Origin of the sequence: Campylobacter concisus (assembly GCF_015230035.1) — a bacterium.
Lineage (GTDB): Bacteria > Campylobacterota > Campylobacteria > Campylobacterales > Campylobacteraceae > Campylobacter_A > Campylobacter_A concisus_BK.
In genome coordinates, this window is sequence record NZ_JAAKZD010000007.1 from 34755 (window position 1) to 48754 (window position 14000).

General features: G+C 40.5%; 14 protein-coding genes. 6 read left to right on the forward strand and 8 right to left on the reverse strand.

Annotated elements, in window-relative coordinates:
* The 6 genes from G6W41_RS05845 to G6W41_RS05870 all read left to right on the forward strand — a co-directional run bounded on the left by G6W41_RS05845 (window position 1) and on the right by G6W41_RS05870 (window position 4217).
* Window positions 1-618, forward strand: coding sequence for a phosphoribosylanthranilate isomerase (locus tag G6W41_RS05845; RefSeq protein ID WP_194170920.1), 618 nt, complete (start codon window positions 1-3; stop codon window positions 616-618).
* Complete coding sequence (trpB, locus tag G6W41_RS05850; RefSeq protein ID WP_194170921.1) at window positions 608-1789, forward strand: tryptophan synthase subunit beta; 1182 nt, start codon at window positions 608-610, stop codon at window positions 1787-1789. The genes G6W41_RS05845 and trpB overlap by 11 nt, the downstream gene beginning before the upstream one ends.
* On the forward strand, window positions 1782-2531 hold the full coding sequence (gene trpA, locus G6W41_RS05855; RefSeq protein ID WP_194170922.1) for a tryptophan synthase subunit alpha: 750 nt from the start codon (window positions 1782-1784) through the stop codon (window positions 2529-2531). Before trpB ends, trpA begins: the two co-directional genes overlap by 8 nt.
* Window positions 2532-2608: 77 nt before the next feature.
* Complete coding sequence (locus tag G6W41_RS05860) at window positions 2609-3028, forward strand: chemotaxis protein CheX (protein WP_002942548.1); 420 nt, start codon at window positions 2609-2611, stop codon at window positions 3026-3028.
* Window positions 3025-3342, forward strand: coding sequence for a flagellar motor switch protein FliN (gene fliN, locus G6W41_RS05865; protein WP_002942551.1), 318 nt, complete (start codon window positions 3025-3027; stop codon window positions 3340-3342). The genes G6W41_RS05860 and fliN overlap by 4 nt, the downstream gene beginning before the upstream one ends.
* On the forward strand, window positions 3339-4217 hold the full coding sequence (locus G6W41_RS05870; RefSeq protein ID WP_194170923.1) for an excinuclease ABC subunit A: 879 nt from the start codon (window positions 3339-3341) through the stop codon (window positions 4215-4217). The genes fliN and G6W41_RS05870 overlap by 4 nt, the downstream gene beginning before the upstream one ends.
* Window positions 4218-5369: 1152 nt before the next feature.
* On the opposite strand, the gene G6W41_RS05875 is transcribed toward G6W41_RS05870, so the two are convergent.
* The 8 genes from G6W41_RS05875 to G6W41_RS05910 form a co-directional block, all read right to left on the reverse strand.
* Complete coding sequence (locus G6W41_RS05875) at window positions 5370-6818, reverse strand: Ppx/GppA phosphatase family protein (protein ID WP_194170924.1); 1449 nt, start codon at window positions 6816-6818, stop codon at window positions 5370-5372.
* A 3-nt stretch (window positions 6819-6821) separates the two neighbouring features.
* Entirely contained in the window at window positions 6822-8039 is a 1218-nt protein-coding gene (locus tag G6W41_RS05880; RefSeq protein ID WP_194170966.1) for a sensor histidine kinase, read from the reverse strand.
* Between the two features lie 38 nt (window positions 8040-8077).
* Window positions 8078-8749 (reverse strand): homeostatic response regulator transcription factor HsrA, encoded by a 672-nt coding sequence (hsrA, locus tag G6W41_RS05885; protein WP_002942555.1) that lies wholly within the window; start codon window positions 8747-8749, stop codon window positions 8078-8080.
* Window positions 8750-8825: 76 nt separating this feature from the next.
* On the reverse strand, window positions 8826-9152 hold the full coding sequence (locus G6W41_RS05890) for a dihydroneopterin aldolase (RefSeq protein WP_194170925.1): 327 nt from the start codon (window positions 9150-9152) through the stop codon (window positions 8826-8828).
* Window positions 9149-9760: a glycerol-3-phosphate 1-O-acyltransferase PlsY gene (plsY, locus tag G6W41_RS05895; RefSeq protein WP_021089007.1), complete on the reverse strand. Its 612-nt coding sequence runs from the start codon at window positions 9758-9760 to the stop codon at window positions 9149-9151. Before plsY ends, G6W41_RS05890 begins: the two co-directional genes overlap by 4 nt.
* Before the next feature lie 59 nt (window positions 9761-9819).
* The gene (locus G6W41_RS05900; protein WP_194170926.1) at window positions 9820-12108 is read right to left on the reverse strand and encodes an ATP-binding protein; all 2289 of its coding nucleotides are present in this window, start codon (window positions 12106-12108) and stop codon (window positions 9820-9822) included.
* A gap of 8 nt (window positions 12109-12116) precedes the next feature.
* The gene (locus tag G6W41_RS05905; RefSeq protein ID WP_194170927.1) at window positions 12117-13199 is read right to left on the reverse strand and encodes a PilZ domain-containing protein; all 1083 of its coding nucleotides are present in this window, start codon (window positions 13197-13199) and stop codon (window positions 12117-12119) included.
* A 122-nt stretch (window positions 13200-13321) separates the two neighbouring features.
* Entirely contained in the window at window positions 13322-13921 is a 600-nt protein-coding gene (locus G6W41_RS05910) for a peroxiredoxin (RefSeq protein WP_021086863.1), read from the reverse strand.
* Between the last annotated feature and the right edge of the window lie 79 nt (window positions 13922-14000).

Genomic DNA, 14000 nt, shown 5'->3' on the forward strand with positions numbered 1-14000 from the left:
ATGAAATCTCTAGTTAAAATTTGTGGCATCAAGACGCTGGATGAGGCAAGTGCGGTTTGCGCTTTGGATGTTGATTTTATCGGGCTAATATTTGCCAAAAGCAAAAGAAGGGTCGAGCTAAATTTAGCTAGGCAGATAGCGAAATTTGCTCACAGCAAGGGCAAAAAAGTAGTTGGTGTTTTTGCGGAGCAAAGTGATTGCGAGATAATGGAAATTTGCCAGTTTGCAGGGCTTGACGTGGCTCAGGTGCATGGAGCGATCAGTGAAAATTTGCATGCAAATTTGAAAGACATGGGGCTTGAGATTTGGCAGGTTTTTAGCGTCAAAGATAGCTTGCCAGAGGTTGATTTTAAGCATTTTGACATGGCACTTTTTGACTGCAAGGGCGAAAATGCCGGCGGAAATGGCACCAGCTTTGAGTGGGAAATTTTAAAAGAGGTTAAATTTAAATTTGGCATGGCTGGGGGCATAGGCGAGCACAACATAAAAGAGGCGCTCAAATTTAGGCCATACCTAGTCGATATCAACTCAAAAGTCGAGGACGAAAACGGCATAAAAGATGCGCAAAAGATAGAGAGAATTTTAAAGATCATAGGTGAGGTAGAAGATGAACACTAAAGCATATTTTGGAAAATTTGGCGGGCAGTTCGTGCCTGAGACGGTGATGTTTGCCCTTGATGAGCTAGAAAATGCTTATGAGAGCATCGCAAAGACAAAAGAGTTTAAAGATGAGCTTGATGATCTTTTGAAAAACTACGTTGGCAGACCTAGTCCGCTCTTTTTCGCAAAGCGCTTAAGCGAGCACTACGGACATGAAATTTACCTAAAAAGAGAGGATCTAAACCACACGGGCGCGCATAAGATAAACAACGCCCTAGCTCAAGCGCTACTTGCTAAAAAAATGGGTAAAAAGAAAATTTTAGCTGAGACTGGAGCTGGTCAGCACGGCGTGGCAACAGCGACTGCAGCGGCACTTTTGGGCTTGGAGTGCGATGTGTATATGGGCGCGACGGATGTTGCCAGGCAGCAGCTAAATGCCTTTCGCATGCAGCTTCTTGGTGCAAAGGTGGTGAGCGTAGAAGATGGCTTAAAAACGCTAAAAGAGGCGACTACGGCGGCCATACAAGCGTGGGTAAATGAGATAGAGAGCGCATTTTACGTTATCGGCTCAGCCGTTGGCCCACACCCATATCCAAAGATCGTGCGTGACTTTCAAAGCATCATCGGCACAGAGGCCAAAGCCCAGCTTGCAGACTACGGCAAAAAGGCCGACTATGTCATCGCCTGCGTTGGCGGTGGCAGTAATGCTATTGGCATTTTTAGCGCGTTTTTAGAGGACGAGAGCGTAAATTTAATTGGTATCGAGGCTGGCGGCCTTGGCATAGATACGCCTTATCACGCAGCTACGCTTAGCAAAGGCAAAACTGGCATCATCCACGGCATGAAAACGACGGTCTTACAAGATGAATACGGCATGATCTCGCCAGTGCATAGCATCTCAGCAGGCCTTGACTACCCAGGCATCGGCCCAGAGCACGCCCACTTAAACGACATCAAAAGGGTAAAATACGAAGCCGTGACCGACGATGAGTGCATAAATGCCTTGTATTTTTTAAGTAAGATGGAGGGCATCATCCCAGCCATCGAGAGCGCGCACGCACTGGCGTATCTGGAGAAACTCTGCCCAAAACTTGATAAAAAAAGCGTCATCGTCGTAAATATCTCAGGCAGGGGTGATAAGGACATAAACACAGTTATCGGCTACGAAAAAGGAAAAATTTATGGATAAGGTAAGAAGCGCATTTAACGGCAAAAAGGCAAACATCGGCTACATCGTGGCTGGATATCCAAGCCTAGAAAAAACGAAGGAATTTTTAGAAAATTTAGATGAGAGCACGCTTGATCTAGTCGAGATCGGCATCCCTTACTCTGACCCACTGGCTGATGGTAAGCTCATCGCGCAAGCTAGCTTTGAGACAGCTCAAAGTGGCGTAAATACCGACGTTGTCTTTGATATGCTTGAAGGCTGCAAGGCAAAAGTGACAAAGCCACTTGTTTTTCTAGTTTATTACAACATCATCTTTGCTTATGGCGTGGATAAATTTCTAAAAAGATCATGTGAAGCTGGAGTGAGCGGCTTTATCGTGCCAGATCTACCTTGTGAGGAGTGCGAGGAGTTTGTTCTAAAGTGCAAGGAGCTAAATTTGTGCCTTGTGCCACTTATCAGCGTCACTTCTGGGGGCAGAGCGGATGAGATATTAAAATTTGGCTCAGGATTTATCTACGTACTAGGTGCTATCGGCGTTAGCGGCTCAAAAAGAGCTGATGAAGATAGGATAAAAAATTTAGTCCTAGAGCTTAAGAAAAAGAGCGATCTACCAGTGGCTGTGGGCTTTGGTATCAAAAACAAAGATGATGTTAGTGAAGTGAAAAAATATGCTGACGCTGCGATCATAGGCACGCAAATAGTCAAGCTTTGTGCTAAATTTAGCGCAAAAGAGCTGGTTAAAGAGGTCGATAAACTCTTTTAAAATGCTTAATAAATTTATAGCTAATTTAGTAAAGCCAAAGTATAATTAACGCGCATTTCAAGTCTTAAGGAAGAGATATGAGAAAAGTTATAGATGAAGCCACAAGCTATCTTTGCAAGGATACTTTGGGGTTGGATTTAGAGTTTGGCAAGAGCCTTGGTAAAGGATTTTACGGGGCTAGCATACCAGTTTATAAGGGCAAAAGTGAGTATCAGTTTTATCTATTTTTTAAAAAAGATACTTTAAAAATTTTCATGAATGCCTTTTTTGGTCACGAAGATGTTGATGGTGGTGATCTGGACGATCTTTGCAAAGAGATAGCCAATCAGATCATCGGCAAGGCTAAAAATCTGCTAAATGAAAAAGAGCCAAATGCTTATAAACTCGGAACGCCTGAATTTTTGGGCGAGGTTGAGAATTTTGGCATAAAGCTAAAAGAGAAATTTATATATAAGATAAAAAATAGAACATTTCAAATAGGCTACAAGATACAATGAACGACGAAGGTGCGATAGAGACACTAGAACAGCTAGGGCTTTTTAAGAGCTATGACGAGCTTATGGATATAAGCGTTGATTTTATAGCTGAGCTAGGAACTACCACAGTTAGCATAAATGAGCTTTTGAAATTTGAAGCTGGCTCGGTCATAGACCTCGAAAAACCAGCTGGCGAGAGCGTGGAGCTATATATAAATAATAGAATTTTTGGAAAAGGCGAAGTAATGGTTTATGAGAAAAATTTAGCCATCAGGATAAATGAAATTTTGGACTCAAAGTCAGTTATTCAGTACTTCAAAAAAGAACTTTTATGAAATTTATACTATTTTTTGTGCTTTTTGCTACGCAGATCTTTGCCTCAAACTTGCTAACATACAACATCTATGAGCGCACCGACAGGATCGATATCATGCTTAGCTTTGATGCGCCTTACGAGGGCAACATCTTTCAAAAGCGAGAAAAAGATACGACCTCTTTGATACTAAATTCACTAAGCTACGATCAAAGCGCGAGCAAGGACATAAATTCAAAGATCATTCAAGAGCTAGATATTGAGCCAAAGCAAAACTCTTTGGTCTTAAATTTACGCTCAAACGATGCAATCATCGTAAATGCTTCAAAGACAACTGATAGCTTCGGGCTTCGCATCCGCGTAACACTAAAAAACACAAAAACGCAGGTGCAAAATATGCCACAAGCTAGCGCAAAGATAGAAACTGCTAGCACGCCAAAGACAGAAAATGAACCTATGGTAAATATAGACTCAAGATACTTCATTGTCCTAAGTGTGCTCATCGCGCTTCTTATATTTTTGTATGTTTTTAAAAGATATATCACTTCAAAAAGTAGTGACTTTAGTGGATTTAAAACGCCACAAAATCAGCCACAAAACGACACAAAGTCGATGAACTGGCTGCTTAAAAACCAAAATAGTGGCGTCAATATCATCTATGAAAAATATCTTGACCGCACAAACAAGCTAATGCTTCTAAGCTATGAAAATAGGCGCTATCTAGTGATAGTTGGCAGCTCAAACGTCATGCTTGATAGCTTTGGCGAGGATAAGATTCAAAACGAGCAGGACTTTGCTGTTTTCTTTGAAGAAAATAAGAAAAAACTTGGTTCTTTTTTACAAGAGCGCCAAAATAGCCTAAATAACTACAAAGACAAAATGAGCGGGGAATTTTAACTCCGCTTTTTGCACTACTAAATTTTTAAAGTTTTTGCATAAAGCGCATGCAGTGCGCATACACCATTGCATGCCACTTCTAACGTTGTCGGAGTTAGGGGATCGTTAAGGGGGAAGAGAGCTTCTTTGCTTCGTTAGCTCGCAACTGCAAGTAGACCGTAATTCAAGCCTATTCCCTCTTATTTTAAAATCCCACTCACTCGCAAGAGTTGGCTACTGATTTTAGGTCTCGCAAAGCTTGCCACTAAAATCAGAGCCGAAATTACTCGTTTATGAAATTTTAAAATTAAAGATAAGCTTTTTAGGATAACCCGCATGCTGTGCGCTAGCACCTTTGCATGCACCTTGAACGTGCGAGGGGATTGGAGGATTAAAAAGGGGGATAATGGGACGGATTTCTAGTGTCTGCCACGTAGTTGCGAGCCTACAAATTTTAAAATTCCATTCACTCGCAAGAATTGACTACTAAAATTTGGCTTCGCTTACAGCTTAGCTCAAATTTTAGATCCGAAATTACTCGTTCATGAAATTTTAAAATCTTACTCACTCGCCTTAGCAGACTACTAAATTTAGGCTGCACTTCGTTTAGCACTAAATTTAGAGCCGTGATATGCTCGCTCATAAATTTGAAAATTTACTAGAATTTCAATAAACCGCATGCAGTGCTTTAGCACTATTGCATGCCCCTTTGAATGTGCGAGGGGTTTTTACTTCGACTTCGTCTCGTAACTGCAAGCAGACAGGGGATTTAAAAAGGGGGATAAGGGGACGGCTTCGTAATTCAAGTCCCCTTGTCTCCCTTTTGAATAAAAAGAAATTTACAAATTTAGTCAAGCTGTCTTTGCAAATTTTAAAATTTCACTCACTCACAAGAATTGACTACTAAAATTTGGCTTCGCTTACCGCTTAGCTCAAATTTTAGAGCCGAAATTACTCGTTCATGAAATTTTAAAATTTGTTTGACACACTAAAAACATGGCTCTCTGGCACTATTGCATACTTTGAACGTGTGCTGAAGGATAAAAAGAGTGGGTAAGGCGTACGAACTTCGTATTTGACTTGCATTGCAAGCCTACAAAGCAAAATAGAAGCCTTTACCCACCTCCTATTTTTAGAAAATAAATTTATAAATTTGACCGCTAACTTTTTGACTTATACAAACGAAATGGCAAAAATTTCAGGTTTTGCGATCTTTTTTATCTCTTCTTTTGCCATGGCAAATTCTTTTGCGCCCTCTATTTTTAGTGTGTGGCCGCTAAACTCAAAGCTTAAATTTATCTTCTCACAGGTTATATCAAGTGCCTTGGCTAGCGCAAGGATGAAGCTTAGCCACCTTACACATTCAGCCTTTGGTAATAAATTTTTATACTTTTCAAACTCATAAATATTTTTCTTGCCATTTGTGCCGATGACCGCGGCTATTAGTGCCTTTTGCTCGTGTGAGAAGCCGTAGTTTAGGGCATTTAGTATGATATAGGCTGAGTTTTTGTGATCGCCGTAAAAGCCTATCTCTTGACCGACGTTGTGAAGCTTTGCAGCAATTAGCAGTGTCTCAAGATAGCTCTCGTTTAGCCCATGAAGCTTTTTAAGCGCCACAAAAATATCCTTTGCATATCTTGCCACGGCTTTGTTGCAAGAGAGGATGAAGCGGTCTTGCAGGCTTTTGACGCTTGGGTTAAAATTTTCTGGAAATTTAAGACTTGGACGCAAAAAGTCTTTTAAAAAGACCCCTTCTCTTACGCCAACGCCACTTGTGATGACATTTTTGGCATTTAGCGCCTTGGCAAGGGCTAAAAATATATGTGCGCCCTCTCTGATGGTGTCATATCTATCTTTTTTTATAGGGAATTTATTTAGTTCAAGCACGCTAACGTTTGCGATGCTTTCGATGTAGGCTTGCTCGTCGCTAAGCTTGTAGCAAAAGCCATGCAGTGATGAGAGCGGATATAAATTTTTACTCATTATGGCCGATGATATCGCTCTTAAAGAGCCGCCGATCGCTATTAAATTTGGACACTTAAATCGCTCATCTATCTGCGCCGTGATCTGCGATAAAAATTTTGGTAGTTTGTTTAAATTTTTCTTATCAAAAAATAGCTCTTTTAGCCTCACTGTGCCTATATCAAGCGAGAGGACATCGACTATTTTGCCGTTGCTTATCCTAGCAAGCTCGGTCGAGCCTCCACCGATATCGATAGTGACGCACTCGGCTAGATTGTGAAGCAAATTTTTAGCCGCTATCGCTCCAAAAGTAGCCTCTTCTTTGCCGTCAATCACTTTTAAATTTATGCCAAGTTTTTTTCTTAAAAGAGAGATCAAAACGCCTGAGTTTGGGGCATCTCTAAGCGCTGAAGTGCCGACACATAGGACTTTGGAGCATTTATAGCTTTTTATGATGTTGTCAAATTCGCCAAAAGCTTTGATCGCTTTTTGCATTGAAGCTTCTGAAATTTCGTTGTTTGAGCCGTATCCACCTTCGCCCAGTCGCACTTTGGTTTTGTATTCAGCTAGTATAAAAAATGCTAAGCGTGACGTGCGCTCAAATATCGCCATACGCATAGAATTTGAGCCAAGATCGATCACTGCGGTTCTCTTTGCCATTTTTTATCCTTTTAAATTTAAAACGAGGCTTGCAACTGCTCCGTTTGTGTTCTCTCTATTTTTGATAGATATCTCAGCGCCAAGTGCTTGTGCTGCGCCTTTTGCGAGAAATAGTCCAAGTCCAGCACCACCTTTGTTGCCGTATCTTTTAAATGGAGCAAACAGATCCTTGCTCTCGTCTATGCCTACGCCTTCGTCGACAACCTCGATGATAAATTTGCTCTTTTCAAGCCTTGAGCTAATCGTAATCGTGCTATTTTTTGGAGAAAATTTGATAGCATTTTGGACGAAATTTTGCACGATGTGAGTTAGTAGGCTGGTTTGGATATTTAGGTTAAAAATTTCAGGTTTTAGATCGAGTGCGAGATGTTTCTCGTCGCCTTTTGCCAGCACTTCGTAGTTTTTGCCTAGTTTTTTCAAAAATGCGATCACGTCGGTATTTTCAGGCTCTTCAAACTGCGCGCCCTCCTGACGACCGATCTCAAGGACTGAGCCTATCATAGCGTTCATGCCGTTGATCGCTTCGTTGTTTGATTTTAGCGCTTCTATGTACTTTTCGCTATCTCTTGGTTTTAAAAGTGTCACTTCGTTTTTGGTTTTCATAACGGCAAGCGGCGTCTTTAGCTCATGTGCAACGCCCACAAAGAGCTCTTTTTGGTATAAGACAAAGGTTTGTATGCGAGAAATTAGTCTATTTATGCTATTACCAAGTGGCAAAAACTCATCTGGCAAGCTTTTGATATCGATCTCTTTTAGAAATTTCTCATCTAAATTTGTAAGCTTGTGACTTAAAATTTTTATAGGTATTAAAAGCATTCTTGATAAAAATAGTGCATAAAAAAGCACCAAAAGTATCGCTGTGACGTTTACGATTATAATATCTATAAAAATTTCTTCGACTATCTGGCTTTGAAGCGTCGTCTCTTTTTCTAGGACTAAGTAGCTACTGTCATCTAGTCTTGTTGTTAGAGTGGTTATGCTCTTATCTTTTATCTTTTGCATCACAAGGTAGGGCTTTTCGCCTTTAAGCTCGCCCGCTTTTACAGTGGCTAGAGTTTTGTTTGGGATTTCTATAGTAAAAGTTTTTAGATCGTCTGGGTTGAAACTTTGCGGGTTGTTTATGTAGGCTGTGGCTTGCTGGTTTAGCTCGCTAACTACGCTTTGAAAAACGGTGACTCTTATGTAGTGATAGAGCATCACCGAAACAACGGCAATTAGCATCATCGCACCAGATGCTAATTGCAGTATAAATCTATTTCTTAAGCTTTTTTGGGAAAGCAAAATCTATATCCGCGTCTTCTGACAGTTTCTATTGTCGAAATATTTAGCGGTTTGTCCATTTTTTGGCGAATTTGGTTAATAGCAACCTCGATAACATTTGGGGTTACGAGCTCTGGCTCTTCCCAGATAGCGTCAAGTAGTTGCTCTTTAGATACGATCTGGTCTGAGTGTCTTGCAAGGTGAGTAAGTACCTCAAATGGCTTACCTTTTAGCTCGATGTCGCGGCCAAGATATGTGATCTTCTCTTCGTCAGGGTTGATGATAAGCTCGTCTATTTTGATGATATTTGTGCCACCAAAGCGTAGTCTAGCCTCTAGTCTAGCTACTAAAATATCAAAATCAAATGGTTTTTTGATGTAGTCATCAGCGCCAGCTCTAAGTGCTTTTATCTCGCTCTCTTTGTCGTCTTTTGCAGAAAGAACTACAACTGAGGTGCGTGGAGATTTATGTTTTATGATGTTTATAAGATCAACGCCGTCACCATCTTGAAGCATCCAGTCGGTTAAAACTAAGTCGTAGTTTCTGATGCCGATGTAGTACTCAGCGTCTTTGAAATTTTCAGAGCTATCTGTCTGATAACCAAACTCTTGCAACCCCTCAGCAATCGTCTTATTTAGCGTTACTTCGTCTTCTACTATTAAAATACGCATTTCTTTTCCTTAAACTAAAATTTATGGTCGATTGTATCATAAATTAAGAAATATTTCAAGATACTTTAATAAATTTTTAAAAAACAGTGCTGATTTTTGCACCGACAATTGCATTTGGTAAAATCTCGGTTTTTAAAATCTCCATATCCAAACTAGTAAGCGAGTTAAACCTCTCTTTTAGCGCTTTGCAGGTTGCTTCCAGTGACTCTTCTACGCTTTGAAATTTCATCTCATTGTAAAATTCTTTTATAAAATCCGCCACCAAAACATAATCAATCAAGCTAGTTGAGCGAAATTCTAAGCTTACTTTTACCTCTTGCTTTGCAACTCGCTCAAAGTCAAACATCCCTATGACGGTTTGAAATTTATAATCCTTAATGATCGTTGTTATTTCACTTTTCATACGACTTTTTGCTCCTTGCCTGAAAGCAGGCGAACGATATTTGGTATGTGCTTATAAACTACCAAAAATGCGATGATGAGGATCGGCGCGTGAGTGTAAATTTCATCAAGCTCTGGGTGGATGATAAAGCTTGATGCGATGAGAGCTATCAGCGCGCATAGCGAGGCTAGAGAGCTTATCTTTAAAAATTTACCGACCAAAAACCAAACGACAAGAGCGATTATGATCTCAACTGGCAAGAAAAATGCGAGCACGCCAGCCCCAGTTGCCACGCCTTTGCCACCTTGAAAGCCTAAAAATATAGAAAAACAATGCCCCGCAACGCTTAAAACTGCCATCGTCCAAAGCACGCTTTGGCTAGCTCCAAGCAAAGAGGCTATGATGAGTGGCAAAACGCCCTTAAGCACGTCACAAACTACGGTTAAAATGGCTAGCTTTTTGGCGAGTTTTGGGTTTGTTTGCTTTAAAACCCTTAAAACATTTGTCGCACCTATGCTTTTGCTGCCCTCTTTTTTTATATCAACATGTCCAAAAATTTTTGCTAGTATGAGCCCTGATGGGATGCTGCCAAGCAGGTAGCTAACGGCATAAAGTATTAAATTTTGCATATTTTACCTTTTAAATTTAAAGAGAAATGATAATAAAAAAATACTAATTTTTTTATAAATCATCTCCACAAAAGCACGATTTTTTCGTCGTAGATGTCGCTTTTCTTTGGCGAAATTTGCGTTTCATTTATCGTGATGTTCTTAACATCATTTGCCTCTTTTAGTGTGTCACACTCTTGTGCAAATTTCTCTTCGAGCTCGCTTATGGCTAAGCTTATATCATTTACGCTTTGCTCGCTAAGCTTAACGTCGCTTCGCTCTTTTAAGACCTTGTTTGCGCTTCTAGCACTTGATGCGATCTTGCCCGCGTTTTGGCGAGACAAGAGCTTATTGCCAAATATCGCTCCAAATATGCTTGCGCCTATATTTATAGCAGCGTCAAGGCCGCTTGTGGTCATCTCTTTTTGCTCTTTATCAAGCTTTGCAAGGGCTTTGTTTAGCTTATCTTGCAAGCTTTTTTGCTCTTTTTCAAATTTAGCCGTGAGTTTTGCGGTTTGCTCCTCTAAAATTTCATTGCACTTGTCCTGAAGCCTTATAAAAAACTCCTCTTTTGACTCGTTTTCTTTTGAGTAAATTCCCATAGCTTCAAAGGTGTTAAATTTGAAATTTCTATACAAAAACTCTTTAAAATCTTTCTCTAAAGCGTCAAAATTTTTAGCGCTCGTTATGAAATTTGGCACAGCAGCAAAGCTTGCGCCGCTTGGCTCATTTTCGCTCGCATCAACGTGCATGCCTTCGCTAGCCTCGCTCCAGTTTGGCTCTTTGTCGTTTTCACTAAGCTCGTAAAGATAGCTCACCTCGCAAACGCTGTCTATGCCCTTTTTAGCGTCGTAAATTCTCACTTTTGCGCTTGCTAGCAAATTTGGTGTAAGGCTTTTTGAGTTAGCATAAAGCTGTGTGATCGCACTTGAGATGATAGGCTTTGCGCTAAATTTCATCTCACTTTTATCTACGTCTTGGCTTCTTAAATTTTCTTTTTTATCTTTCATTAAATTTGAAATTTGCTCGCGGCTTAGCGGGCCTTTTAGATAGCTAAGTGCCCAGCGCGTGGAGATGACGTTTAAGCCGTCCTCGTTTATATTTTTGAGTAAGAAATTTCTTTTGGCTAAATTTGATATGAGATTTTCAAGTGAAGCTTTGTCTAAGCTTGAGCCTGTGATGCCGCTTAGTCCGTCGATCACGCGGGCTTTGTCCTGCGCTGTTTGGAGACGACCGATGAACCAAGTGCCGATGTTGCTAAGGCCTTTGTAGTCAAGATCGACTGGGTTTTGCGTGCTTAAAACGCAGCCCAAACCAAATGCACGGGCTTGTTTTAAGAGTGTGAGCATAGGCGTTTTTGACGGCGGATTTGCGTTTGGCGGAAAGAAGCCAAAAATTTCATCCATATATAGGATCGCTCTAAGTGAGCTAGTGCCCTCTGTGCCGCGCATCCACGCGATGATCTCGTTTAGTAAAAGGGTGACAAAAAACATCCTTTCAGCGTCATTTAGGTGTGAGATCGTAAAGATATTGCACTTTGCTTTGCCGTTTTCGTCAAAAAGCATCTTTGAAATTTCTAGTCTAACGCCCTGCGTCCAGCCCTTAAAGTTTGGACTTGCGATGAGTGCGTTTATCTTCATGGCAAGCTTTAGACGCTCACTGCTTGGATAGAAGGTATCCACGTCAAAAACGCCTATCTTTTTAAACGGCGGATTTGCTATGAAATTTATAAGCTCTTCGATAGTGACGTCTTTTTGTTCTTTAAATTTGCTCTCAAATATAGTGGAGATAAGCAGCTGCTCTTTTGAGCTCATATCCTCTGAATTCATGCCAATAAGCGATAGCACCGACGCTGCGAGTGAGTTTATATAGTTGCTAAAAATTTCTTCGTCACTAATATTTGGGCAAGCAAAGTCGCTAAGTAGCGCCACACCTATGCCAGCTGAGCTTTTTGGCGTATAGATATTAAAGCTAGCACTATCTTTTAAAATTTTTACCCGCTCAAGGTCTTGAAAGCTCGACTCTATGCCGTTTCTCCAAAGCTCAGCCTGAGCGGCGGCAAATTCCTCTACGCTTTGACCTTTGTTTGCCGCTTCTGCTTCATCGACATAAGGTAAAAAATCCTCCGCTCTCATCTGCGGAAAGGTGAGGGCTAAATTTGTGATATCGCCCTTTGGATCGATGATGATAGAGGGGATGTTGTCTATGCAGGCCTCTTCTAAAAGCGTGATACCAAGGCCTGTTTTGCCGCTACCAGTCATACCAATGATGGCTGCGTGGGTGGTTAGGTCCTTATTTTTATAAAAAAATGGCTCTTTATCTTTTAGTCCGATGTAAAAAAGTTTTAAATTCTCTTGTATGGTTTTCACTAATTGCCTTATTCGTATAAATTTATGCGTGAGCGAAGCTCGTCGAGTGTCTCTTTGACGCGCTTTTGGGTAAATTCCTCGATGGTTTTGTTGTTATTGATAAAGCGCATGCAGTATCTTATGTAGCCCTTGTAGGCTAGCTCCGTGACAAGTTTTAGCTTTAAAGATACGCTTTTTACTTCGTTTTGTGAAAATAAAAGATCAAAATTAGCTTCTAACTCCTCGCCATCTCTAAAATTTGCAGTTTGTTGGCTTAATACGCTAAGCCCATCTTCAGAAATATCATAAAGACTGCCCTCTAACTTGCCTTGGCCGCCTTGAAGTGAGATTTTAGTAAAGCGGTTTGGCAAGACGCGCTGAAATTGTCTTTTATTTGCGTGCATGGTCGCTGTGCGTGAGAAATTTGAAAGTATGACGCTTTTATCGGCGATATTGTAGTCTACGATATCAGCGCGAAGCTGCTTTGATAAAAAGCTATTTGGCAGGATAAAGCCCTTGCCATCTTGCTTCATGGCTAAAATTTGCATCATATCTACGCGAAAAACGACGCTATCTTCTTTAACCTCTAAAATTTCGGCTTCGTATTTTATATTTAGTCCGTCGTATAAATTTAAAAACTCAGGGCGAACCTTGGCATTTTTCATGCGTGTAAATGTATTGATCGGATCTTCGTAAAAAAATGAGCCAGTATCGATCATCGTTTTTACAGTCGCCTCTTGATGATCCTGTGTGTTATATAAAATTTCTTTCATCCTTGAGACGGCATTTACAAAATAACCCACATATACTGCATCGTCGCAGGCGTGACTAAAATTTAGTGTCAAATTTAAGAGCAAGAAATTTACTAGCTCATCTTTTGCATTTAGTTTTGGTATTAGGCTGTTTAAGTCGTCGCGAATTTGTGTGGCATTTGGCTTTTGGATGAGTAGCGCGTCAAAGATACTCTCAAGGCAAATTTTCATCTGCTCGTGTGGCACTACAAGGGTTAGTTGTCTGCAAAATTTGATACCCTCATCTATAAATTTAGCTCTTAAATCAAGTATGCATTCCTCGCAATTTTCGACAAGTTCTTGCCTGCCCTTAAACTCCATGGGGTCTCCAAAAAAGGTTATTTATTAAAACATCGCTATCATATATAAAGTTATATTAAAAAAATATTTAAATTTGTATAGAGAGAGAATTTCTAGGCAAAGCTGCCTAGAAATTTGAATAATTATAGTTTGCTTTCGTTGTGTGAAAGGTAGTCAGCAACACCTTCAGTGCTTGGTTTCATACCAGAGTCACCTTTGTGCCAGCCAGCTGGGCAAACTTCGCCGTGCTCATTTGTAAATAGCATAGTATCTACCATCCTGATCATCTCGTCAATGTTTCTGCCAAGTGGTAGGTCGTTTATAACTGCGTGGCGAACTGTGCCATCTTTGTCAAGTAGGAATGATCCGCGAAGTGCTACGCCAGCGTCTTCTAGAAGTACGTCAAAGCCGCGAGCGATTGATTTTGTCATGTCAGCTACGATCGGGAAGCGAACTTTGCCGATACCGCCTTTATTTACTGGAGTCTCTTTCCATGCAAAGTGTGAGAACTGGTTGTCGCAAGAAACCGCGATAACTTCGATACCACGTGACTTGAACTCGTCATATCTTTTATCAAACGCGATGATCTCGCTTGGGCAAACGAATGTAAAGTCCATTGGGTAGAAGAATACAACAGCGCCTTTTTCGCCGATGTTTTTGTAAAGGTTGAAATCATTTACAATTTGATTGTTTCCTAAAACTGCTGCAGCTGTAAAGTCAGGTGCTTTTTTTGTTACTAACATTTTTTCTCCTTAATAATAAATTTTATTGATTGCGAAATTATATCCATAAAAATTTAAATTCTAATTAAATAGATCTGAA